Annotated in this window: 21 protein-coding genes and 1 tRNA gene; 10 read left to right on the plus strand and 12 right to left on the minus strand. The window is 39.4% G+C overall.

What is annotated here, in order from left to right:
- Window positions 1-28: 28 nt before the first annotated feature.
- The 3 genes from queC to BQ5338_RS03205 all read right to left on the minus strand — a co-directional run bounded on the left by queC (window position 29) and on the right by BQ5338_RS03205 (window position 2963).
- Complete coding sequence (queC, locus tag BQ5338_RS03195; RefSeq protein WP_078063378.1) at window positions 29-781, minus strand: 7-cyano-7-deazaguanine synthase QueC; 753 nt, start codon at window positions 779-781, stop codon at window positions 29-31.
- Window positions 782-884: 103 nt separating this feature from the next.
- A complete protein-coding gene (locus tag BQ5338_RS03200) occupies window positions 885-1565 on the minus strand; it encodes a queuosine precursor transporter (protein ID WP_071145360.1) in 681 nt (226 codons plus the stop codon).
- Between the two features lie 141 nt (window positions 1566-1706).
- On the minus strand, window positions 1707-2963 hold the full coding sequence (locus BQ5338_RS03205) for an NAD(P)/FAD-dependent oxidoreductase (protein WP_078063379.1): 1257 nt from the start codon (window positions 2961-2963) through the stop codon (window positions 1707-1709).
- 133 nt (window positions 2964-3096) lie between these two features.
- Between BQ5338_RS03205 and BQ5338_RS03210 the strand changes: the two genes are divergently transcribed.
- The gene (locus BQ5338_RS03210; RefSeq protein ID WP_205409934.1) at window positions 3097-4284 is read left to right on the plus strand and encodes an IS256 family transposase; all 1188 of its coding nucleotides are present in this window, start codon (window positions 3097-3099) and stop codon (window positions 4282-4284) included.
- A 493-nt stretch (window positions 4285-4777) separates the two neighbouring features.
- On the opposite strand, the gene BQ5338_RS03215 is transcribed toward BQ5338_RS03210, so the two are convergent.
- Window positions 4778-6220: an OmpP1/FadL family transporter gene (locus BQ5338_RS03215; protein ID WP_071145363.1), complete on the minus strand. Its 1443-nt coding sequence runs from the start codon at window positions 6218-6220 to the stop codon at window positions 4778-4780.
- Window positions 6221-6523: 303 nt separating this feature from the next.
- Here BQ5338_RS03215 and BQ5338_RS03220 point away from each other — a divergent pair, with 303 nt between their 5' ends.
- From BQ5338_RS03220 to BQ5338_RS03245, 6 genes are all read left to right on the plus strand, one after another.
- Window positions 6524-7525, plus strand: a complete 1002-nt coding sequence (locus BQ5338_RS03220; protein WP_071145364.1) for a 2-hydroxyacid dehydrogenase — start codon at window positions 6524-6526, stop codon at window positions 7523-7525.
- Between the two features lie 11 nt (window positions 7526-7536).
- The gene (locus BQ5338_RS03225) at window positions 7537-8241 is read left to right on the plus strand and encodes a pirin family protein (RefSeq protein WP_071145365.1); all 705 of its coding nucleotides are present in this window, start codon (window positions 7537-7539) and stop codon (window positions 8239-8241) included.
- A 10-nt stretch (window positions 8242-8251) separates the two neighbouring features.
- Window positions 8252-8899, plus strand: a complete 648-nt coding sequence (gene pdxH / locus BQ5338_RS03230; RefSeq protein WP_071145366.1) for a pyridoxamine 5'-phosphate oxidase — start codon at window positions 8252-8254, stop codon at window positions 8897-8899.
- Window positions 8900-9004: 105 nt separating this feature from the next.
- The gene (locus tag BQ5338_RS03235; RefSeq protein ID WP_071145367.1) at window positions 9005-9736 is read left to right on the plus strand and encodes an MBL fold metallo-hydrolase; all 732 of its coding nucleotides are present in this window, start codon (window positions 9005-9007) and stop codon (window positions 9734-9736) included.
- Window positions 9737-9749: 13 nt separating this feature from the next.
- On the plus strand, window positions 9750-10955 hold the full coding sequence (locus BQ5338_RS03240; RefSeq protein ID WP_071145368.1) for a DUF4468 domain-containing protein: 1206 nt from the start codon (window positions 9750-9752) through the stop codon (window positions 10953-10955).
- Window positions 10956-10968: 13 nt separating this feature from the next.
- On the plus strand, window positions 10969-11346 hold the full coding sequence (locus BQ5338_RS03245) for a VOC family protein (protein ID WP_071145369.1): 378 nt from the start codon (window positions 10969-10971) through the stop codon (window positions 11344-11346).
- An 84-nt stretch (window positions 11347-11430) separates the two neighbouring features.
- On the opposite strand, the gene BQ5338_RS03250 is transcribed toward BQ5338_RS03245, so the two are convergent.
- Together BQ5338_RS03250 and BQ5338_RS03255 are read right to left on the minus strand one after the other, a co-directional pair.
- Window positions 11431-12618 (minus strand): IS256 family transposase, encoded by a 1188-nt coding sequence (locus tag BQ5338_RS03250; RefSeq protein WP_205409934.1) that lies wholly within the window; start codon window positions 12616-12618, stop codon window positions 11431-11433.
- Between the two features lie 206 nt (window positions 12619-12824).
- The gene (locus tag BQ5338_RS03255; RefSeq protein ID WP_071145370.1) at window positions 12825-13016 is read right to left on the minus strand and encodes a hypothetical protein; all 192 of its coding nucleotides are present in this window, start codon (window positions 13014-13016) and stop codon (window positions 12825-12827) included.
- Between the two features lie 104 nt (window positions 13017-13120).
- Here BQ5338_RS03255 and BQ5338_RS03260 point away from each other — a divergent pair, with 104 nt between their 5' ends.
- Window positions 13121-13855, plus strand: coding sequence for a class I SAM-dependent methyltransferase (locus tag BQ5338_RS03260; RefSeq protein WP_071145371.1), 735 nt, complete (start codon window positions 13121-13123; stop codon window positions 13853-13855).
- Between the two features lie 92 nt (window positions 13856-13947).
- On the opposite strand, the gene BQ5338_RS03265 is transcribed toward BQ5338_RS03260, so the two are convergent.
- Entirely contained in the window at window positions 13948-14514 is a 567-nt protein-coding gene (locus tag BQ5338_RS03265; RefSeq protein ID WP_078063380.1) for a TlpA family protein disulfide reductase, read from the minus strand.
- A gap of 128 nt (window positions 14515-14642) precedes the next feature.
- Here BQ5338_RS03265 and BQ5338_RS03270 point away from each other — a divergent pair.
- A tRNA-Thr gene (locus tag BQ5338_RS03270) sits at window positions 14643-14716 on the plus strand.
- Between the two features lie 360 nt (window positions 14717-15076).
- Here BQ5338_RS03270 and BQ5338_RS03275 read toward each other — a convergent pair.
- From BQ5338_RS03275 to BQ5338_RS03290, 4 genes are all read right to left on the minus strand, one after another.
- Window positions 15077-15460 carry a YybH family protein gene (locus tag BQ5338_RS03275; protein ID WP_071145372.1) on the minus strand — a complete coding sequence of 128 codons (384 nt, stop codon included), beginning with the start codon at window positions 15458-15460 and terminating at the stop codon, window positions 15077-15079.
- Window positions 15461-15479: 19 nt separating this feature from the next.
- Window positions 15480-16415: a helix-turn-helix transcriptional regulator gene (locus BQ5338_RS03280; RefSeq protein ID WP_071145373.1), complete on the minus strand. Its 936-nt coding sequence runs from the start codon at window positions 16413-16415 to the stop codon at window positions 15480-15482.
- Window positions 16416-16528: 113 nt separating this feature from the next.
- Window positions 16529-16948 (minus strand): VOC family protein, encoded by a 420-nt coding sequence (locus BQ5338_RS03285; protein ID WP_071145374.1) that lies wholly within the window; start codon window positions 16946-16948, stop codon window positions 16529-16531.
- 94 nt (window positions 16949-17042) lie between these two features.
- Window positions 17043-17810: a GNAT family N-acetyltransferase gene (locus BQ5338_RS03290; protein ID WP_071145375.1), complete on the minus strand. Its 768-nt coding sequence runs from the start codon at window positions 17808-17810 to the stop codon at window positions 17043-17045.
- Window positions 17811-18157: 347 nt separating this feature from the next.
- On the opposite strand from BQ5338_RS03290, the gene BQ5338_RS03295 reads away from it, so the two are divergent.
- Window positions 18158-19402 carry an MFS transporter gene (locus BQ5338_RS03295; protein WP_071145376.1) on the plus strand — a complete coding sequence of 415 codons (1245 nt, stop codon included), beginning with the start codon at window positions 18158-18160 and terminating at the stop codon, window positions 19400-19402.
- Between the two features lie 7 nt (window positions 19403-19409).
- Here BQ5338_RS03295 and BQ5338_RS03300 read toward each other — a convergent pair whose 3' ends face one another.
- Window positions 19410-23765 carry a two-component regulator propeller domain-containing protein gene (locus BQ5338_RS03300; RefSeq protein WP_071145377.1) on the minus strand — a complete coding sequence of 1452 codons (4356 nt, stop codon included), beginning with the start codon at window positions 23763-23765 and terminating at the stop codon, window positions 19410-19412.
- Window positions 23766-23843: the final 78 nt, after the last annotated feature.

Raw genomic sequence — 23843 nt, forward strand, 5'->3', positions numbered from 1 at the left:
ACAGATTTGCTCAACTACTAGCCCTTAGTTAGCGAAGCGTTCTTGACTTTAAGTATTCCTCCAAGCCTTGCCTGCGTAATTTACACGCCGGACAATGCCCACATCCATCAGCCGGAATGCCATTGTAGCAAGTCAACGTTTCATTGCGTACAATATCAAACACGCCTAGCTCGTCAGCTAATGCCCATGTTTGTGCCTTGTCGATCCACATTAATGGGGTATGAAGCACGAACTGTTCGTCCATAGCCAGATTAAGTGTAACATTGAGCGACTTAATAAATGAATCCCGACAATCAGGATAACCGCTGAAATCAGTTTGCGACACACCAGTCACAATATGCCTCACTCCACGTTCACGAGCAAAAACAGCAGCAATACTGAGAAAAAAGAGATTCCGTCCAGGCACAAAAGTATTTGGAAAAGAATCGACAGGTTTCTCCTGATCCATCATCAGAGAAGTGTCCGTCAACGAATTACGTCCTAACCGGCTGATAAATGTAGCATCCATCACTTGAAATTCCACTCCCGTTCTCTCGGCTATTCCTCTAGCCAAATCTACTTCATGAGCATGCTTTTGCCCGTAAAGAAAACTCAAAGCATAGACTTTCTTAAAATGTTTCTTCGCCCAGAATAAACAAGTAGTAGAATCCTGCCCACCACTAAATAAAACCACTGCGGAACTGTTTGCCGAACTACCTATTAAAGCATCAGTCTGTAATTTCAAACCACTTTCACTTTGAGCAGTTTCAGTTACAACATTTCGTTGAATATCACTTTGCATAAACTAAGATTTAAGCGATGAATTATCGATTTGATAAACGTGCACGAAACGTATATAAAACGTACACGTTTACCGAACGTTTCGTGCACGTTTCACAATCCTTTTATACGTCTTTTATTTTGAGTACATTATATGAAATATTCTCGTCGAAGACATCACTCCCATCAATTCTCTTAATAGTCTTCACTACACGAATAGTAACAGGAAGAACAATCACTTCGTAGAGAGATTTGAGAACGATCTGCACGCCCATCATAATCATCAACTCCCTCCAAGCAATAATCCCTCCGAAAGCGATGGGAAAGAAGATAAACGAATCGGCTGTTTCACCCACTACAGTGGACCAGATGGCACGAGCGGAGAAATTCTTTCCACCACTAGCCAATTTCATCTTACTCATCACATAAGCATTCAAAAAGGAGCCAACCAAGAAAGCCATCAAGCTAGCCACCACGATTCGAGGTGCCATGCCAAAAACGAAATTAAAACTTGCTTCGCCTTCCCAAAACGGAGCAGCCGGCAGAGCCACCGCTATTTGCCCTAAGGCAACAACAAAGAAGTTCATTGCAAAACCACTCCAGATGATGAGACGAGCTTTCTTAAACCCCCACACTTCTGCAATACAATCATTGATAATGTACGAAATGGGAAATACAATCAGTCCGGCGGTAACAGTAATGCCAAATACCTGAACTACTTTTGTTTCGAGGAGATTGGCTGCGATAAGACATACATTAAACAGAATGCCAAGCAGCATGAAAGGAACGGATACTTTATTATTCATAAATCTTGTTTTTTACGTGGTATTCAAGCACACGGTGGTTATTAATCACTTACTATTTGAAGCCGCAAAGATAGGTAATCTTTATGAAATAAAAAAGCAGACGATTTATCATCTGCTTTTTTATTTGAGGTAAACAACACTTTATTTACGATCTACAGGGTTCTTTTTCACCCTCTTGGCTGCCATAATAAGACGGATAGAACGATCGTACGTAAGATAACTCCAAACCCAGTTAAGTAGCACAACCACTTTATTTCTGACACCTAAAATAGAGCGAAGGTGAACAACCAGCCAGATCACCCAAGCAAACCATCCATGCATTCTTACCTTCTTAAAGTCAGCTACCGCTTTGTTTCTACCAATTGTAGCCAGAGAACCAAGATTGCGATAATGAAAAGCAGATAGTGCTTTACCCTTTTCTAACTTTTTCAAATTAGAAGCCAACAAATGACCTTGTTGAATAGCAACCTGTGCCAATTGTGGGTGTCCGTTAGGATAGTCCTTTTCCGTCTGCAAGCAAACATCACCAATAGCAAACACATTCTCTATTCCCTTCACCCGATTGAACTCATCCACCAAAATTCGTCTTCCCCGACCTAGCATTTCAGCATCAATATGATCAAAAGAAGTTGCAATAACACCACTCACCCATATAAAAGTCCGTGTAGGAATATCCATTCCGTTATTCAATATTACTTTGCCATCCTTATAATCTTGCACTAGCGTGTTCAGCATCACATTCACTCCCATTCCCCTAAGAAACTTTTCTGCATTTTCTGAAGCATTGGCAGACATGGCAGCGAGTAGTTTCGGTCCGGCTTCAATGAGATATACATTCACCTTGTGAATCTCCATTTCGGGATAATCCTTAGGAATAACAAATTTCTTCATTTCCGAAAGTGCACCAGACACTTCCACCCCGGTGGCACCACCACCCACAATCACAATGTTTTGCAGCGCCTGTCTCTCCTTCAGATCCTCCGTAGTAAGCGACTTTTCGAGATTAGCTAATAACGCATTACGCATAGCCATCGCTTCTTCCACCGTTTTCATAGGCATGGCAGCATTCTCGATATTCTCATTGCCGAAATAATTAGTCGTGGTTCCGGTAGCAAGAATCAGATAATCATATTTCAACGGGCCAATAGAGGTCTCGATGAGATTATTTTTTGAATCAACACCAGTTACATCTGCCCAACGGTAATAAAAATCCTTTCTTTTCTGAAAGATCTTTCGAAAAGGGAAAGCAATAGAACTAGGTTCCACTCCGGCCGAAGCCACTTCATAAATCATGGGAAGAAACTGGTGATAATTATTCTTATCAACCAGTACTATCTGAAAACCACTTTTTGCTAATTTGTTAGCTAGCTCCAAACCTCCAAAGCCACCACCAACAATTAGGCACTATCCAATATATTGTGTAAACTCTAGCTCGGGTCTTTAGATTCGAGTTATTTTTTTTATCTTTAAAAATAAAAATATGGATAGTGTTATGTCAAAACGAGAAAAGCGCCAGGCAGTTCCTGCCGAGATGCTCAGTAAAGAGTTCTTGAGTCAATTCAAGACAGAGGAAGATGTTAGTCAGTTTCTCAAAGATCTTCATTCTCAAGTATTGGAACAAATGCTTCAGGGTGAGATGGATGCCCATTTAGGTTATGACAAGCATAGTACTGATGGTTATAACAGTGGTAACTCTCGCAATGGAAGCTTTAGCAAGAAGATTCAGAGCGAGCATGGTGAGCATCTAATCGAAGTTCCTCGTGATCGCAAAGGAGAGTTTGAACCTATTGTAGTTCCCAAACATCAAAGTCGTGGTTTATCTATAGAACGCCTGGTTATCTCTCTTTATGCAAAGGGAATGAGCGTATCTGATATTGAGGATGAGTTACGAGACATTTATCAAATAAACCTCTCTACCAGTGCAATATCAATCATTACCAATAAAGTCACTCAGGCTGCAATTGAATGGCAGAATCGCCCGCTAGAACGATTATATATGGTTGTTTGGATGGATGGCATCGTATTCAAGGTTAGAGAATCTGGGAAAGTGATAAACAAGACTGTTTATCTATGTGTGGGGCTTAATAACCGTGGCTACAAAGAAGTTCTTGGTATGTGGATCGGGAAGACTGAAAGTTCTTCTTTTTGGATGTCTGTTCTAACGGATCTCAAAGCACGTGGTGTGGAGGATATACTTATAACGGTAACTGACAACCTAAATGGCTTTACCGAAACCATACGTGCTGTATTTCCCCAATCCACAACTCAAATATGTGTGGTACATCAAATACGTAATTCATGTAGATATGTTGTATGGAAGGATTTAAAAGAGTTTACGGCTGATATGAAAGAGATTTATACCTCCGTCAATCGAGACCAAGCAGCCATCGCATTGGAAGAATTTGAGCGAAAATGGGGTGCTAAATATCGTCATGCCGTACAAAGTTGGCATCGCAACTGGAACGATCTGACTGCTTTCTTTGATTTTCCCATAGAGATACGTACTATCATTTATACAACCAATTTAATCGAAAATCTGAATGGCAAGATACGGAAATATACCAAAACAAAATTATCATTTCCTACTGACGATGCCCTCAGAAAGTCCGTTTGGTTGGCTATTAGTGAGATTGAAAAGAAATGGACGATGCCTATAAGAAATTGGGGTGTGGTTATGAATCAATTTTTAGTTATCTTTGAAAACAGAATCGAACTTTAGCACTCGACTAAAGCTCGAACCCGAACATAGTTTACACAGAATTATGGATAGTGCCAACAATTACGACACGTTTCTTTTCAACCTTAGGTATATTAAAATTCATATCTGATTTATTTTTTAACTGAAACAAAACAGCAAATACCACTATCTATTATAGACAATGACATAGCTTCATTAATAACTTTTTCCTATTGAGGCTGCAAAGGTAATACCTTTAAATATGCTGATTACTCAAATATTATCCAAATCTATAATCCACATCAGAAAAAAATCAATCCTCGTTTTTTTGCTATGCTGACATTCCAAAAGTACCTAGCAAACATTGAGAAAGTCATTCTCTCAAGTAAAGACTGCATTCTAACACGAAGCATAGATTCTTTGTTCTCAGACATGAACATTCATAGAAAAAAGAAATCCTCCAAATAAACAATTTACTATTTATTTGGAGGACTCCTTTTAAGAAACCACTTAAACCATTTTCGAGTAGGGCAGACTAGAATTTATAGTCTATACCAACACCAAAAACCTTATTAGTACGACTGTAAACGTCAGTTCCGGGTATATTGGTGCCATTGTAGTTATCATAATCTTCTTTATAGTTACCATAGTTGGTCCAGAAATAAGCTACATTTACTTTGGCATTCTTGGCAATATTAAATCCTGCACCAAATCCGTAGGAGTATGAACTTACAGCAAAGCTCATGTCATTCTGATAACCATCTCCAACATCATATTTGGTACGTTGCATACCAGCACTCACTTGCGCCCATTTGCATACGTCCCATTCGGCACCAGCTAGAAATTCGTTTGTTCCTTCGTTAATATAATCTTGCTTATTATTAGCCATCTTGGCATGAGTATCAAAGAAATGATGATAACCAATAGATGCACGCAGTTCAGGAAGAATTTCGTAAGTCACACCAGCAGTAAGTAAACTAGGAATATCATGTGGTGTATTTACTCCATCTTTATAAGCAACAAGACCTGTTGTATTTATTTTAGTTTTATTTTCAATATTCAGGTTCGTATTAAATTCATATTTCACACCTACGTTCCATTTTCCTTTGTTGAAGTTAATGCCCAAAATAGGCGTTATACCCCATCCAGTTTGATTGCAATCAAGTTCCTTATTTTCGAATTTAACACCAACATCCGACATAGCCTTAGCCTTTGCACGAGACTCTTCTGCGGCAGCAGTATTTTCATCAGCCTCATAACTTGCAGCTAGCTGAGTAAAATAAGTTGATAGACCTGCAAAATAACCAGACACATTTACCATATCTTCGCCACCCATTTTTGCGCGAATATCTCTCAAATAGCCAAAATAGCTATTATTCACATAATTTGCACGCATACCAGCATAAGCAGAGAAATTTTCATTCAATTTATAAGTTGCACCAATTTGCAAACCATAAATAATCTGAGAACCATCCATGTAGCTCTGCACGGAATATTGATCTGTTCCTGCTAATTTGGCGTCATAAAGGTCTTTAACACCCTTAGCCACACCCGATTCAAATGAGCCAAGCCCATCATTAAATGTAGCTTTACCACCACCACCAGTTACAGCAAAACTCCCGCTGAAAGCCCAATTTCCTTTTTTATAAACAGCATACAAGCTAGGAATAAAAGGTACCGAAGCCTCACCTTTGAAGTTTTTAGTTGCTTCTCCACCGTTACCCGCAAACGGAGCAAATGTGGAAGTGATTGTTCTTGTCTGGAAAGCACTCTGCACATTGAATGACATATGAAAACCATCTTCCATGAAAGCCAGTCCTGCCGGATTAGAATATACAGCATCAATCTGCGTAGAAGCATCTCTTGCCAAATATCTTAGAAACAAGATGTGTTGATTGGTATTTGTCAGGAGCCCACCTGCAAAAGTTGGAATTGAAACGATTAGCAACACTACACTAATCAGGGTTAATTTTCTCATCTAATTCTTTCTTTAAGTTAATCAGGCCGCAAAGGTAGCATAAATATGCACACACAAATTATTTTTGTGCTAAATATTTGCTCATACAGAGCATTTTAATTCTAAAAATAAACAGTTACATTTGAAACAATAGTAATCAAGAAGGCAAAAAATCAACAAGAAAAAGGAATATTACAGAAGAAAACAAAACCAAAAAGGCAATACAAATGAGCAAAAAAACAAGAAAACAATTCTGCGCCAACAAGTGTTTTAGTTAGAACGATTATAGAAGACAAGGCAACTATTAAATTAATCAATACAACTATGGCATTTACAATCGCTTTTTTTGGTACACAACCATACGACGAATCCTCTTTCAGCTTAAAGAATGCCGACTTTGGCTTTGATATTAAATATTTCAAAGGGCATCTCAACAAAAACAACGCAATCCTGACACAAGGAGTTGACGCAGTCTGCATCTTTGTTAATGATACGGCTGATGCTGATATTATTCATATAATGGCCCAGAATGGAGTAAAACTATTGGCTTTACGCTGCGCCGGATATAACAATGTAGACTTGGATGCCGCTATCGCCGCCGGAATCAAAGTGGTACGCGTGCCGGCCTACTCACCATACGCAGTAGCAGAGCATACAGTCGCTCTTATGCTATCGCTAAATAGAAAAATCCCACGCGCTACATGGCGAACAAGAGATGGTAATTTTTCACTCCACGGACTACTAGGTTTTGATATGCATGGAAAGACTGCGGGCATTATTGGAACAGGCAAAATAGCCAAAATATTAATTCAAATTCTTCGAGGTTTCGGAATGAATATCCTAGCTTACGACCTCTATCCGGATCACAATTTTGCCAGAGAGCATCAGGTGGTATATACTTCACTCGATGAACTTTATCATAGTTCAGATATCATTTCACTACACTGTCCCCTCACCGAACAAACCAAATACCTCATTAATGATTATTCTATCAGCAAGATGAAAGCCGGTGTGATGATCATCAATACCGGAAGAGGGCAATTAATACATACCAACGCATTGATTGAAGGACTTAAAAACAAAAAAGTGGGGTATGCCGGACTAGATGTGTACGAGGAAGAAGGTGATTACTTTTATGAAGATAAGTCCGACCGCATCATGGATGATGACGTATTGGCTCGATTACTCTCTTTCAATAATGTCATTGTAACTTCACACCAAGCTTTCTTTACGCAAGAAGCCTTAGGAAACATAGCAACCACCACGTTACAAAATATAAAAGACTTTATAGAAAAGAAGCCTTTAGCCAATGAAGTAATAAAATAAAAGTAAAAAACATGAGAACAATAATAGATAAAGCAAGCAGCCGTGGCCATTCTCAATACAATTGGCTAAACAGCTATCATACTTTCAGCTTCGATAATTATTATAACCCTGCACGGATGGGATTTGGAGCCTTACGTGTTCTAAACGACGATTGGGTAGCTCCCGGAGAAGGTTTTGGAACGCATCCACATAAAAACATGGAAATAGTTTCCATCCCATTAAGTGGCCATTTAAAACATGGAGATAGTACAAAAAACGAACGAGTAATCACTGTAGGAGATATTCAGCTAATGAGCGCCGGAACTGGTATTTTTCATAGTGAAAAAAACGGTAGTGCCTCTGATCCTGTTGAATTTCTTCAGATATGGATTATGCCCAAAAAAGAAAGTACACAGCCTCTATATAAAGACTTCAGCATCAGAGAGTTAAAGAAAGATAATGAATTGGCTCTTATTGTGTCCCCAGATGGAAGTACAGATGCTAAATTACTCCAAGATACATGGTTCTCAATTGGTGAAGTTGAAGCCGGGAAAACGGTAAACTACAAACTGCATCAACCGAACAACGGAGTATATGCATTTATCATAGAAGGAAAAATCCAAATAGATAACCTCATTCTATCAAGAAGAGACGGGGTTGGGATTTCAGAAACAAACACCATAGAATTACAGACTTTAGAAGATGCACATATACTACTGATTGAAGTCCCTATGTGATAAAAAGAACATGAAAATAAACCTTGCAAATATTCGACAAGAATATACCAAAAGTGGGCTGAAAGAGCGCGATCTACCTGCAGACCCACTCACATTATTTGAAAGTTGGCTAAACGAAGCTGTAGAAGCCAAAGTGGAGGAACCCACTGCCGTTTTGGTTGGCACAGTGTCTCCCGAGGGTACCCCTTCCACACGCACAGTGTTATTAAAGGCCTTGCGTGAAGGCAAGTTTGTGTTCTATACTAATTATCACAGTCGCAAAGGAAGTCATTTAGCCCAAAATCCGCACATCTCTCTATCTTTCGTTTGGCACGAATTGGAACGACAAGTACATATAGAAGGTATCGCTTCTAAAGTATCCTCTGAAGAGTCAAATAATTACTTCAAAACACGTCCTTACAAAAGTCGTATCGGCGCAAGGATCTCTCCCCAAAGCCAACCTATCAGCAGTCGGGTAGAGATCATGCGACTATTCGTTGCCGAAGCAGCCCGTTGGATAGGTAGAGAAGTAGAACGCCCTGAAAACTGGGGTGGATACGAAGTAACTCCTACTCGCATAGAGTTTTGGCAAGGGCGTCCCAGCAGACTCCATGATCGTTTTCTATATGTTCTACAGGAAGATAAGTCAAGCTGGCAGCATGAACGATTGGCACCTTGATCAAAAACGCACACTGAATTAGGACTCTACAATTAAAGAATTTTGGCTTAATGAATTCAAGCTCTTTCGCTATTATTTGTATTTTTACAGCTAAATTGTTAATTTATGGAATTGATCTATATCTATCACAGTGGTTTTGCCATTGAAGCCGACAATGTAACCATTATTATTGACTATTACAAAGATTCCTCCGAGACAGAACTGAATCAAGGCGTTGTGCACGATGAGCTTCTCCAACGTCCGGGTAAAATCTATGTCCTTTCCTCCCATTTCCATCCAGATCACTTTAACCGCGACATACTGGATTGGAAGAAGCAACGACCGGATATACAATACATCCTATCTAAAGATATTTTACAAAGTAAGCGAGCATCCAAAGAAGATGGCACCTATATCGACAAACCTGAAGTATTTGAAGACGAGAACTTGCGTATTCAGGCATTCGGCTCTACCGATGCCGGAATCTCCTTTCTCATTGAACTACAGGGCATGAAGATATTCCACGCCGGAGACCTCAATAACTGGCATTGGATGGAAGAATCGACCGAGCAAGAGGTTCGCAAGGCTGAAGGAGATTTTTTAGCGGAATTAAAGTTCTTGCAACAGACAGCACCCGCTATTGACTTAGTCATGTTCCCCGTAGATTCAAGGTTAGGAAAAGAGTACTTTAGAGGAGCTAAGCAGTTCGTAGAACAAATAAAAGCTTCTATATTTGTGCCCATGCACTTTGGCGAAGACTATACAGGAGGCAATGCCTTCTGCGCAACAGCACAAGCTCATGGATGCAAGTTTATCAACATAACACATCGGGGAGAAAAATTCAAAATCAATAAATAAAGACGATACCATTATGAACAAATTAACACACCTCTTAGTCGTGCTGTTTCTTGTCTGTCTGCCTGCAGCCGTACAAGCGCAAGAAGATGAGGATGAACAAGTAAATTCAACCAATTATTTAGTTGGTGCAGTTCCCGAGAAAGAAGGAAGAGTTGTTTTCTCCGAAGAGTATGATCTTCCGGGAATGTCCAAACAACAAGTATTTGATAAGATGCTTGAGTGGATGCAAAAGCGCCTGCTGAAGAATAAAAACACAAGCAGAGTAGTATATACCGACAAAGAAAGAGGCATGATAGCCGGAATGGGAGAAGAATACATTGTATTCAAATCAGGTGCTCTCTCACTAGACCGAACATTGGTCAATTACCAACTAACAGCTACCTGTTTACCCGGAAAATGTCTATTGGATATTGAGAAGATACGCTATACCTATCAAGAAAAAGAGAAATACACTGCTGAAGAGTGGATAACTGATAAATATGCATTAAATAAAGATAAAACGAAACTGGTACGTGGATTATCCAAGTTCCGCATGAAAACAGTTGATTTTGTCAATGAAATTTTTGAGCATGCCCAAAAAGCCATGGGAGTAGCTCCTGCTGCACAAGCAGCCTCAGCGGCAACAGTAGCTGTATCTGCCACTACGAGACCTGATGTGAGCTCAATACCTGCCATTACCACAAATCAAGAAGCGACCAAATCTGTTGCAAATCTGGCAGGATACAAACAGATTGCGCCAAACAAGATTCCGGGTAACATCATCAAAATGCTTTCTCAAGACTGGATGCTGATAACAGCCGGTAGTAATGAGAAATTTAATATGATGACAGCTAGTTGGGGTGGATTAGGAGTACTCTATGACAAGCCCGTTACTTTCTGCTTTATCAATCCTACTCGCTATACCTATCAGTTAATGGAAACAAACGACACCTATACACTGACATTTTATACAGAAGCTTACCGCGAGGCGCTAAACTATTGCGGGAATAATTCCGGAAAAGATGGCGACAAAGTAAAAGGTGCAGGACTAACTCCCATCACGACTCCTGACGGAAGCAAAGCTTTTTCTGAGGCTTGGCTCATCATAGAATGTCGCAAACTGGTATCGCAATCACTCACTCCCGAAGCTGTTTCTGATAAAAAAATCAAGGAGCAATGGGCTGGCAAACAAATGCACAAAATGTATATTGGTGAAATCATCAATGTATGGGTGAAATAAAAAAAAGAAAACTATGGAAATAAAGAGTAGATTTGACCACTTTAATATCAACGTAACGAATCTGGAACGTAGCATTGCTTTTTACGAAAAAGCACTGGGACTTAAAGAGCATCACCGCAAAGAAGCGAAAGACGGTTCTTTTACCCTCGTTTACCTGACAGATAACGCAACAGGCTTCCTATTGGAGCTTACTTGCTTGCGCGATCATACTCAAGCGTATGAATTAGGAGAGAATGAAAGTCACCTCTGCTTCCGTCTGGAAGGAGATTATGACGAGATTCGCAAATATCATAAAGGGATGAACTGCGTTTGCTTTGAAAATACAGATATGGGACTTTATTTCATCAACGATCCGGATGATTACTGGATCGAGATTCTACCGGTAAAGTAAAGTCTATCAAGCATTACCCATAAAAAAAGGGCACTATCCATAATTCTGTGTAAACTATGTTCGGGTTCGAGCTTTAGTCGAGTGCTAAAGTTCGATTCTGTTTTCAAAGATAACTAAAAATTGATTCATAACCACACCCCAATTTCTTATAGGCATCGTCCATTTCTTTTCAATCTCACTAATAGCCAACCAAACGGACTTTCTGAGGGCATCGTCAGTAGGAAATGATAATTTTGTTTTGGTATATTTCCGTATCTTGCCATTCAGATTTTCGATTAAATTGGTTGTATAAATGATAGTACGTATCTCTATGGGAAAATCAAAGAAAGCAGTCAGATCGTTCCAGTTGCGATGCCAACTTTGTACGGCATGACGATATTTAGCACCCCATTTTCGCTCAAATTCTTCCAATGCGATGGCTGCTTGGTCTCGATTGACGGAGGTATAAATCTCTTTCATATCAGCCGTAAACTCTTTTAAATCCTTCCATACAACATATCTACATGAATTACGTATTTGATGTACCACACATATTTGAGTTGTGGATTGGGGAAATACAGCACGTATGGTTTCGGTAAAGCCATTTAGGTTGTCAGTTACCGTTATAAGTATATCCTCCACACCACGTGCTTTGAGATCCGTTAGAACAGACATCCAAAAAGAAGAACTTTCAGTCTTCCCGATCCACATACCAAGAACTTCTTTGTAGCCACGGTTATTAAGCCCCACACATAGATAAACAGTCTTGTTTATCACTTTCCCAGATTCTCTAACCTTGAATACGATGCCATCCATCCAAACAACCATATATAATCGTTCTAGCGGGCGATTCTGCCATTCAATTGCAGCCTGAGTGACTTTATTGGTAATGATTGATATTGCACTGGTAGAGAGGTTTATTTGATAAATGTCTCGTAACTCATCCTCAATATCAGATACGCTCATTCCCTTTGCATAAAGAGAGATAACCAGGCGTTCTATAGATAAACCACGACTTTGATGTTTGGGAACTACAATAGGTTCAAACTCTCCTTTGCGATCACGAGGAACTTCGATTAGATGCTCACCATGCTCGCTCTGAATCTTCTTGCTAAAGCTTCCATTGCGAGAGTTGCCACTGTTATAACCATCAGTACTATGCTTGTCATAACCTAAATGGGCATCCATCTCACCCTGAAGCATTTGTTCCAATACTTGAGAATGAAGATCTTTGAGAAACTGACTAACATCTTCCTCTGTCTTGAATTGACTCAAGAACTCTTTACTGAGCATCTCGGCAGGAACTGCCTGGCGCTTTTCTCGTTTTGACATAACACTATCCATATTTTTATTTTTAAAGATAAAAAAAATAACTCGAATCTAAAGACCCGAGCTAGAGTTTACACAATATATTGGATAGTGCCAAAAAAAGTAGTTAAGCAATGGTTCATCAGAGAACATGCTTAACTACTTTTCTTGTTATTAGCGACAACCGCCTATTATTTATGCCTGTTGGCACGTTTCTGTCTAATCTCAGCTTTCATCTTCGCAGAGCCGGAATTATGTAAACCTTTCATGTAGGTTGTTTTCTTGGCCTTAGTCTTTACCTTAGGTTTCTCTTTCCCTCTTTCCGGTTCTTTAGCTTTACCTTTAAAGACTATACCACCCATTATTGCATCTTCTATGCTCATACAACTCCTTTATTCATTCATAATTTAAGCTACAAAGATAAGCATTTTTTGTGGATAGACAGTATAAATACTTATCTTTGCTGCTAACTTATAATACCCTATTAATGAAAGCAACTCTGCTCACAGCCAACATAGACCCTATGGGTGCAGCCATCACCGATTATTTTACCCACCACAAGGCAGATCGCTTACGCGTATTTTCCTCTTTATTCGATGAAGATGAGATACCTGTAAAAGATTTATTTCGCACTGCCACAAGCATGCCCATACTAGAGCGGACAGCGTTGAAATTGGCCGGAGGTAAGATACTAGATGTAGGAGCAGGCAGTGGTTGCCACGCTCTGGCACTTCAAGAAGCCGGTAAAGAGGTTTGTGCCATTGACATTTCTCCTCTATCAGTAGAGGTTATGAAGCAACGTGGAGTGAAGGATGCACGGTTAGTCAACCTCTTTGATGAAACTTTCTATGAACACTTCGACACCATTCTGTTGCTGATGAATGGTTCGGGAATTATAGGAAAAATAGAAAATCTACCTGCCTTCTTCCTTAAGATGAAGCAATTACTCAACCCAGACGGATATGTACTGATGGATTCAAGCGATCTTCGCTATCTGTTTGAAGAAGAAGACGGCAGTTATCTTGTCGACTTAGCAGGAGATTACTATGGTGAAATTGACTTCGAGATGCAATATAAAGACATCAAAGGAAGTGTCTTCGATTGGCTCTACATTGATTTCCAGACGCTCAACATGTACGCCATGCAACACGGATTCAAAGCGGAGCTGGTAAAAGAAGGTAGCCACTATGACTATTTGGCAAAATTAAGTTTAGCCAAATAAAATCTTAGAGGCCACACCTCACCACTGCTACTCCATGCACTTATATTTCAAACGAATCTCAGCTGATAATAAAGACGTGTAGAAGTAATGAATCACTTCTTCAGCATCACGTCAATCTTCTGAACCAATGAAGCAAATTCTGGTTCATTATACAATCGGGTAAGTTTCACGATACGTCCGTCACGATCGATAAGCACATTGCGGGTAATACCAGAGTCACGTAAAGCATACTTCGAGTAGATATTCGCTCCGGGATCCAAGCCCAGCGGATAGGTCACCTTGACCGATTTACCAAACTCAACAACCTTATCCAGCGGCTCATCACGGTCAACACCTATAAGCATGAATTCATTATTTTCTTTATGCTTTTGCCAGATATCGCTTTCAATAAAAGGCATCTCCTTGCGGCACACACTACACCAACTGGCAGTAAACTGCAACATCACAACTTTGCCACGAAGGGAAGAAAGAGCAACTGTTCTTCCATCGGTCAGAGTCACCGTAAAATCGGGGGCCATCTCTCCCACCCGAACAATATAACCTGTACTATCAGCCTTCACTTCACCTTGATTTGGAGATTTAAACTCTTTAGCAGATACGCTGCCAACCCAAAAAGACAGAAAAATGCAGGAAATACAGAATAATTTTATCTTCATCATTTCATTATAACTTGTTGATTTACAAAAGTAAGCAAAGCTATCGAGACTACAAATAGCATATTCGTGGTATTTACACTCTTGCGAGATTAAAAAATAGTTTCTACCTTCGCATCCGCAAAACAAAAACCGCCTCTTTAGCTCAGTTGGCCAGAGCACGTGATTTGTAATCTCGGGGTCGTTGGTTCGAATCCGACAAGAGGCTCAAGTAAAGCACCTCAATCTTTCATTGATTGAGGTGCTTTGTTATTTATAACCAGGCATAGATTTAATAATATTTACAAATAACATTCTTATCAGACATCATATAACTTCAGCGTGGTTAATTAACTAGTTCACCGCGGTGAACTAGTTAATTAACCACGCTGAACTAGTTAGTTCACCAAACCCCTCTCAGAAGGTCTGTAGCGATAGGTGCAAGATAATTACAAATTTGCTTATTCGTTGAAGAATGTCCCATTTTTACAAGTGCATAAAAAAGAAAAAGCGTATGAAACAAATCACCGATAACTCGGATGATGCCCGGTGCATCGAACTGATTCAAGGGTGTGTCAACACAAAATTCTTATAGTCCTAAATTAGGCTTCGTAAACGACCAATGATTGTGAATTATCCGCCATTTACCATCTTTTTCCAGACAGTATACTTCCGTGCAATTCCATTTACCGTCTGAATAAGAATTCAGATTATAAGTCAGTACCACCATGCTATCATTCCCCTGCACAAGCACATTATTCATTTCAGACTTATCCACGGAGATTGTTCCCCGCAAAGTCTCATAAAAAGCCTTCATCTTTTTAAAACCGTCAAAGCGCTTCTCTGCAAACGGATCAAAGTAAGTTATTTCCTGAGAATATAACGCCAAATAAACAGATGGATTTCCTTTATTCCATTCTGTCAAAGCCTCTTTTTCTAATGCAATAATCTTTTCTGCAATGCTCTGTTCCATAACAATTGTGTTTTTAAAATTAGTATTTATTTCCTTTATTCAGCAAACTAGTCACTTCACCTTTCAAAACATCAGGAGACAGAATTCTGGCAATGTCAATATAAGACAAACACCAGCGTGCAAAACGTTCCAATGAGAAAACCATGAAATGTAAAATCACTCTGTCCCCTTTCTCTTCTTCATAAATCAGCCCCTCATAAAAACGATTCTCATCAAGCAAAGATACTTTCGCTTTCTCGACTTCTATCAAGACCTCGTGCAGTCCCTCCATCTTTTCTATCTCTTTCAGAAAAGAATGAAGCGGTGGATGTTCATTTTCAAAAGTCTCACTGGTTTGGTAAACATGCTGTATCCTCCCTACGCGAAACGTTCGATAATCTTTGCGGATGTCACAATAAGCCACCAAAGACCAATTGGATTTTGAAAAGAATAAACCAATAGGATCTAATTTTCGTTCTGTTATTTCCTGCTTATAGTTGGAATAAGTAATCTGAATCCTTCTTTTGTCAGCAATGCCACACAACACATCCTTCAGAATATCTTGATTAGCAGTCGGCTTAATGCCATGAAAATGCATCACATCTATTTTATCATTGAGCAATTCGATTGATTTCTTCTCTGCCAATTGCATCACAGCTCTAATTTTATCAATACCGGATTTGTAACTCTCTTTAAAACCAAAGTCGGTAAACTGATCGACCAACTTCTCTGCAAGCAAAAAGGCAAAGGCTTCTTCCTTAGTAAACATCAATGGTGGTAACTTAAACCCCTCTACCAAAGAATAACCCGCGCCGGAATTCCCCGCCAAAGGAATACCTGCATCTTCCAAAGCTTTAACGTCTCGATACACCGTTCGGAGACCAATATCAAAACGGGTAGCTATATCTTTCGCCTTTACCAAAGACGAAGATTGTAGCATAATGAGAATAGCAGATAATCGATCAATACGGTTCATAAATGAGGGCAATGAATTACTATTACAAATGTACAAAAATAGAATTAGGTGAGACAATATACAAGATAAATATAGTGCCCACCTAACTCGAAAATCAAGAAATCTGTAATTTTCTATGCAGAATAACCTTCATCATCCATCATGATTAGCCAACGGACACCGTACTGATCTATCAGTTCACCAAAGGCATCACAAAAGAATGTTTTCTCCAAAGGAGCTACTACCTCACCACCTTGAGATAGTAGATCGAACACCCTACGAAGTTTTTCTATATCCGTGAAGACAAGCACCAGTTTGCAATTACTGCCCGTTGCAACCACTTCGCCTTCAGGCGCGTCCTCAGCTCCCAGATTAAAATGCTCCGTATTAAGAATCATGTGAGAAATCTTCTCTTTCTCAGTCTCACTTAATTGGAGGGATCTATCTTCTTTCTTTCTGAATAAGAAAGTGATCTCTCCATTCAAAACTTCTTTGTAAAAATTAAAAGCCTCTTCGCAAGTACCCGGAAAAACTAAATGCACATTCAATTTCATAACTGTTGTTTTTTTTAATGAATAATCTATTTGACAAGTGCAAAAATAGAAGGCAATAGTGACAACCCTATGTCACTCAATCTGCAAAAAAACATTAAATGCCAACAATCTTATCAAATCGGCTATCCATGCAAGCACTAATATCCGTCGTCACAAACTTGCCATTATAAAACAAACTAAAGATTGTGGCAGGAGTAGGTGCTTCCTGTGCTTGTTCCACCGATTCAAGTTTAATAACCGTCAATGGGAGCTGTCTTTTCTGTGCTGTCTCCACCAAAGAGTGATGCACATGATATTCGGTAAACGGACAGCGATTAGAATAATACACAACTAAACCCTTTGCTTCAGAGCATTCGCCAGTCAGTACTGTTTCTTTAAACTTAGGATTAGTAGCGCCCTGATTGATCTTTTTAGCAAGGAGGACAAAGCCAGAAGATAGACTCTGCACCACTTCAAATCCTTGGCGCAAAAGCCATTTAGTATCACTCATAAATGGGCGCTTAGCCGATCCTGCCACTGTTACCAAACCATCTTTTCCCTCTCGCGTAGCGTCATCTAGAGCAAATTGCAACAAAGCTTTAGCATATCCTTTTCCTTTATATTGTCCCGATACCCAGAAGCAATTGATCATGAGATAATTTGGAGCCTCAACCGGAAGCCAGGCATTCTCTGCCGGCCCGTATTCAATAAAAACTTTCGCTCTTTCGTCTAATCTTCGAAAAACATATCCGTTATTAAATTCCTTTTTAAGCCATTCTTTTTTCAGCTCGTAACCCTCTTTGCATTTCTTGTCGGATATAGCACAACAAATGTGCTCTCTATCAATCTTAGTTGCTGTTAATGTAATAAACTTTCCTTCCATAATAATCTATCGTTATCTATTAAATTGTAGCACCTATCGGCGTAAATTGAAGACAATATTAGACAAAACAGTTGATATATGCAAGCTATTCTGATCTGATCTGCTAATCACTTTAATAAAAACAGACGAGGCACCTCACAGAATAAACATTGTTAAATGCAAAGAAAAAAAGAACGCAAATAATAATCTTCAATAAAAACAAAGTTACTTTGCATAGCAAACTTGTTATATCAGATAATAAGTACATTTCGTTATAGAGAGACATGACAAGTTGCTTTCTATAACAGAACGCTCCACTTGATCCTTGCTCTATCAGCAAAGATCATAGAATAAACACCGATTAGAAGATGAAGATTACAACTTTCAATTCCTTAAAAAGCCGCAACTACAGACTATACTTTTCGGGACAATCTGTTTCATTAATCGGGACATGGATGCAACGCACAGCCGTTTATTGGTTAGTGTTCGATCAAACCCATTCTAATTTTATGCTGGGGCTGGTAGTCTTCGCCACACAATTTCCTTCTTTCCTGTTTTCGCCGCTGGGAGGGGTAATATCCGATCGCTACAATCGCTATCGCGTTACATTGGCTACGCAAACTTGCTCTATGATACAAGCGGCTATCCTCTCCATTGTAGTACTATTTACCGACTATTCTATCTGGGAAATTTTTCTTCTTAGCGTAGTGATGGGAATCGTAAATGCGTTCGATTTACCTGCTCGACAATCATTGGTAAACGAGGTAGTGGATGACAAAAGTAATCTACAGAATGCGATAGCACTAAATTCTTCGATGGGAAAGCTGGCCTGGCTGATAGGACCTGCTATATCGGGTATTATATTAGAGAAACTAGGCGCAGGTACGTGTTTCCTCATCAATGCTTTTAGCTATCTTGCCGTAATCACCTCCTTACTACTGATGAGAATCACGCCCTACGTGCCACAGCCGCATACTAAAAAAATAATGAAAGAGTTTAAAGAAGGGTTTAACTATCTAAAGAATACCCCTTCTCTGGGCAAAATCGTAATTATGCTGGCATGCGTTAGCCTCTTCGTACTCCCATTCAATACACTTCTGCCTGTATATGCCAAAGTGATCTTTCACGGAACAGCCTCAACCTATGGTTACCTGAACAGTGCCATAGGCCTCGGAGCATTGGTCGGAGCCATTCTGCTAGCCTCGTTAAAGTCAGGTACCAATCTGAAACGGCTTTTATTCATTAACATGGTGATATTGAGTATCGCATTACTCGTTTTTTCTCACATCAGTAACTTTTCTATTGCGCTATGCACAGCCTCATTGGCCGGTTTTGCCATGATGTCTCAAACAACCATCTGCAACACAATTATACAAACCGAGGCATCTATTGAGATGAGAGGAAGAGCTCTCAGCTTCTTTGCCATGGCATTCTTCGGCATGCAGCCGCTGGGAGGGTTACTTACCGGTACCATCTCTCAATACATCGGAGCCCCTTACACTATATTGGCACAAAGCATTGCAGCCATTATCATTGCCGTTTTATTCTTCTCCTTCTTGTTCGGCAAAAAGAAAAGTACAGTTGAAATGAAGCAAACCGACAAACCCAACTAAGCAGCCATTATTCATTTACCTGTTTAGCGTATTCAGTAGCATTTACGCCCCAAAAAGCTTTAAAGCTTTTGCTGAAATAATGAGGATCGCTATAACCAACCATATAAGCTATTTCTGCCATAGAGTACTGTTTCTCTTTTATCAGTTCAGCGGCCTTTCGCATGCGTATTTCCTTAATATACAGAATAGGAGGAAGTCCTGTTAAAGATTTAAGCTTATGAAAGAAGTTTGTCCGGCTCAGACTGAAGCAGCTAACCAGATAGTCCACATCTAAATCCGAATTACTTATTTGTTGTTCCATTATCTGAGCCAGTTTTGTTAGAAAAGCAGCATCTTTACCTGATAGCATAGGGGTCTTTTCTTCTTGTAGAGTATCCTCCAAAATGGGTTTATTACTACAATAATAAGTTTGCAGCCTTTTCCGCTGAGCTAAAAGACTGTCGACTTTCGCTTCTAGATAGCTAACGCTAAATGGCTTGGTAATATAATCATCCGCACCCGTCTGAATTCCCGTCAGAATACTATCGGTATCGGCTTTGGCTGTTAACACGATTGCAGGTATATGTGAAGTACGTTCATCATTTCTTAGTTCTTGCAGCATCTGAAGGCCATCTTTTACAGGCATCATAATATCTGTAATAATCACGTCCGGCAGACAAGAGAATGCCTTTTCGAGCCCTTCATCTCCATCTTGTGCCTCTATGATACGATATTTCTCTTGGAAGATTTGCTTAATGAATGCTCTAAGTTCATGATTATCTTCTACAATGAGCATGAGTAGCATGTTGGCTACAGCGGTTCCTAACGATTGTTCGTCTGAAGCTTGTTCAATGTCAGCACATCCATCTAAGTCAGATAATATATATTCAGTGTCAGCAGGATAATGCGCCTTGCCTTTCAACAATCTTACAGAAAAAGTACTCCCCTTTCCCGGTTCACTTTCAACAGAAATCTCCCCATGATGTATCTCTACAAGATCCTTAGCCAATGATAGTCCAATACCTGAACTCATTGCCGTGTGCATGTTTCCCTGTACCAGATTTTCAAATCGATTAAAGATGTTTTTTTGTTTTTCTTTTTGTATACCAACTCCCTGATCTGTAATCTGGATGATGACACAATCGGTCTTATCTAAGATATGTACACAGATACGCTTCTCGTCAGGAGTATATTTAAATGCATTGGACAACAGATTAAAAAGGACCTTTTCTATATTGTCTGTATCAAGCCAGATATAACAACTTGTCGGTTCGGAAGTAAATGTCAGAGTAATATGCCTCTCTTTGGCCAGAGCGACAAAATAGTGCACAACCTCTCGGGTAAAGTTTACAATATCCACACGCTGAACTCTAAGTTTCATTTTATTATCTTGTATTTTGCTAAAGTCAAGTATCTGCCCCACAAGTCGTTGCATACGATCGCTATTCCTCTTTATCACATTTAATGTCTCTTTCACCTTTTCAGATAAATTTTCGTTTTTAAGAACGATTTCCAAGGGGCCTGTAATGAGCGTCAATGGAGTTCGTAACTCATGGGAAACATTGGTAAAAAAGCTCAGTTTTAGTTGTGTAAGATACTCTTCATTTCTAACTTTATGCTTCATTCTATAGAATACGGTATAGATATACACTCCTCCTACGATGACAAGCAACGCCAAGACAAAATAGAGCAGATGGGCAAACAGTGTTTCATTGAAAGTAGGCAGAACTTCGATGGACAGAGTTCTCTCATTATTAACCCACACACCCTCGTTATTGGTCGATTTAACACGGAATGTATAATTGCCGGGTGGCAAGTTGGTATAATTAGCTTCACGTCCGTTACCTGCCTGACGATAGTTAGTATCAAATCCCTCAAGCATATAAGCATATTGAATATATTCCGTATTGGTCATATCCAAAGCAGAAAAAATTAATCTTAGAGAGTGGTTATTTGAGGGCAATGTTAGGTGAGAGATATTATCAAGACTGCTTGTAAGAATTGAAGGTGCGCTCTTTGGAGTTAGTTCTTGATTATCCACCCATATAGAAGAACAGAATATACGAGGTACAAAAGTCGTTTTACGAATTTTCTCTGGCGTAAAATAGAATAAACCTCTATTCGTTCCAAAAAATATTTGCTTCCCATTTGTTGCCCCAACCCCTTCGCTGAAGTGCATATTAAAAGCAATATGTTCACTTGGATACTGTATTTGCTCTTGCGAAGTTACAAACTTCACTAGGCCACCCCCGGTAGCCAACCACAAATTCCCATATCGATCTTCCTGCATGGAGTAAATAATGTCGGAGATCAGTCCATTCTTCTGCGTAAACGATTTACATTTATACGAATAATCACCTGTTTTAATAAGCTCATTCAAGCCTCCCCCATAGGTAATCGCCAGCACCTTTCCTTTGTCTGTGCACTTAACCATCTGCACATCATTATTACTAAGGCTATTAAGATCGCCCTGTTTCCGACAGATGACATGAAATGTTATATCTTCAGGTCTCTTAAACGTTCCGTCAAATAATAAGATACCTGCTGTTGTCGATACCCAGATACGCCCTTTGCTATCCTCCGTGATATGCCTTACTTTATAAAAGCGATCGATGGGATATTTATTTAATCGATTTCGGTAATTGATAAAACGTAGAGAGCCGTTCGAATTCTTTAAAGCTAAATTCAATCCCCCACCATAAGTGGCAATCCAAATTCTTTCTTTACTATCCTGAAATGTATAATAAATATTATCACTACTAAGTGTAAATGGATCATTCGCGTTGTATCTGTATTGTTTAAACTCAAATTGATTGTGAGCAGTTTCCACAACTTTAGTCAGGCCTTCTCCTTTGGTTGATATCCAAAAAGAGCCTTCTTCAGTTTGCATGATTGCGTATATCTTTCCGGATTTAAATTGATGAATCAGCTTCAATTGTGAATCATAGATAGACACATTCTGATCTCTGGTACCCGTCCAAATTCTGCTTTTCTGATCAATATAAAGAGCTCTGATTTCGTTATCAGGCATTTCGATATCTTTTGCATCTGGCGTATAGATATGAAATTTATCGGGTACCAGTGTAATACGCTTAAGTCTATCCAGTTGCGTGCTCATCCATAGATTGCCCTGTCTGTCAGCAAAGGCGGCGAAACAACGATCATTCGATTTCCATTTAATGTTTTTATCCGTCGTATTAAATGGAACCAGTTGTTTACGCTGAGGGTCATAATAAGAAAAGCCTCCTCCTTTGGGATGAACCCATAATATACCATTTTTATCTTCAATGGCAAAGAATCCACTTTCAGTATTAAGCGGCCTACCTAGCTCATCCTTACTTTCAATAAACGTTAGTTTTTGTGTTTGCAGATCAAACAGAGTAACCCCCGGAACAGAATGGGTTAGCCAAAGAAGTCCGTTACGAGTAACCTGAACTGATACGATCGCTTTGTCTTTTACTTGTAGCAAGCCATTAAGTGTAAAATGTTTGGGAAACAACCCCTTTAAATCAGCAATGAAAAATCCATCTTTATCTGTAACATACGCCGTTTTGTGTTGTACATTTAAAATAGAAATGACGGATGCTATTGTTTTTAGCTGTGTACGTTTTAGCGTTTTCTTCGCCAATGAGTAGCTATAAATTTGCCCATAGTTAGTTCCAAATGAGAGTTCTCCATCTCGCTCAGTCACTGAATAAAATGCCGTTCTCTTTCGTGATTGAGAGTTTCCTGAAACAATAGTCGTAAGTAGAGAATCGTGCAAACAATAAAGTCCATTATCCGTTAATATCCACTCATGAAGTCTTGAATCCATAAACACCGAATGAATCTTACCTGAAGGTATCGTTTTCTCTTTCATTGAATAAGATTGAAGAGTCAATGATAAATCCGTAGGATTTGTTTGTGCACGTATTGCACTACCGTCTTTTCTTAAAAGCCAGGTTATTCCACTTGAGAATACCTGAATGGATTGGAACTGATTCAATGGCCTTCTCTGTATAGGTTCAAAGATTTCTTTACTTGGATTGAAGCGATAAGTTGTTGAATCATAACACAGCACCCAGATACAACCATATTTATCTTCATCAATATGCAGTAGGCGATCATTTGTAAGACCATTCTTATCTTCTGTGCTCGACTTATAGTTTTCAAAATTATACCCATCAAATCGATAGAGTCCATTCCATGTGGCAAACCATAACAACCCCTTTTGATCCTGAATTATGTCATTCACCAATCCGTCTTCAACTCCATTCTGAGCAGAGAAGTAAGTTACAGAGTATTTTTGAGGCACATTGATCCCGGCAGCAGGTAAAGCAATAGCGAGTAAACAGAGTAAAGCTATGCAGAGAGCAGGTTGAAGATGATAAAATTGATTTTTCATAAAGACGTTAACGATGCGTTTTCTTATTCAGTTGGCTAAAATAGAGCAAAATGCCCATCAATCAAAATTCATTGTGGT

Origin of the sequence: Bacteroides ihuae (assembly GCF_900104585.1) — a bacterium.
GTDB lineage: Bacteria > Bacteroidota > Bacteroidia > Bacteroidales > Bacteroidaceae > Bacteroides > Bacteroides ihuae.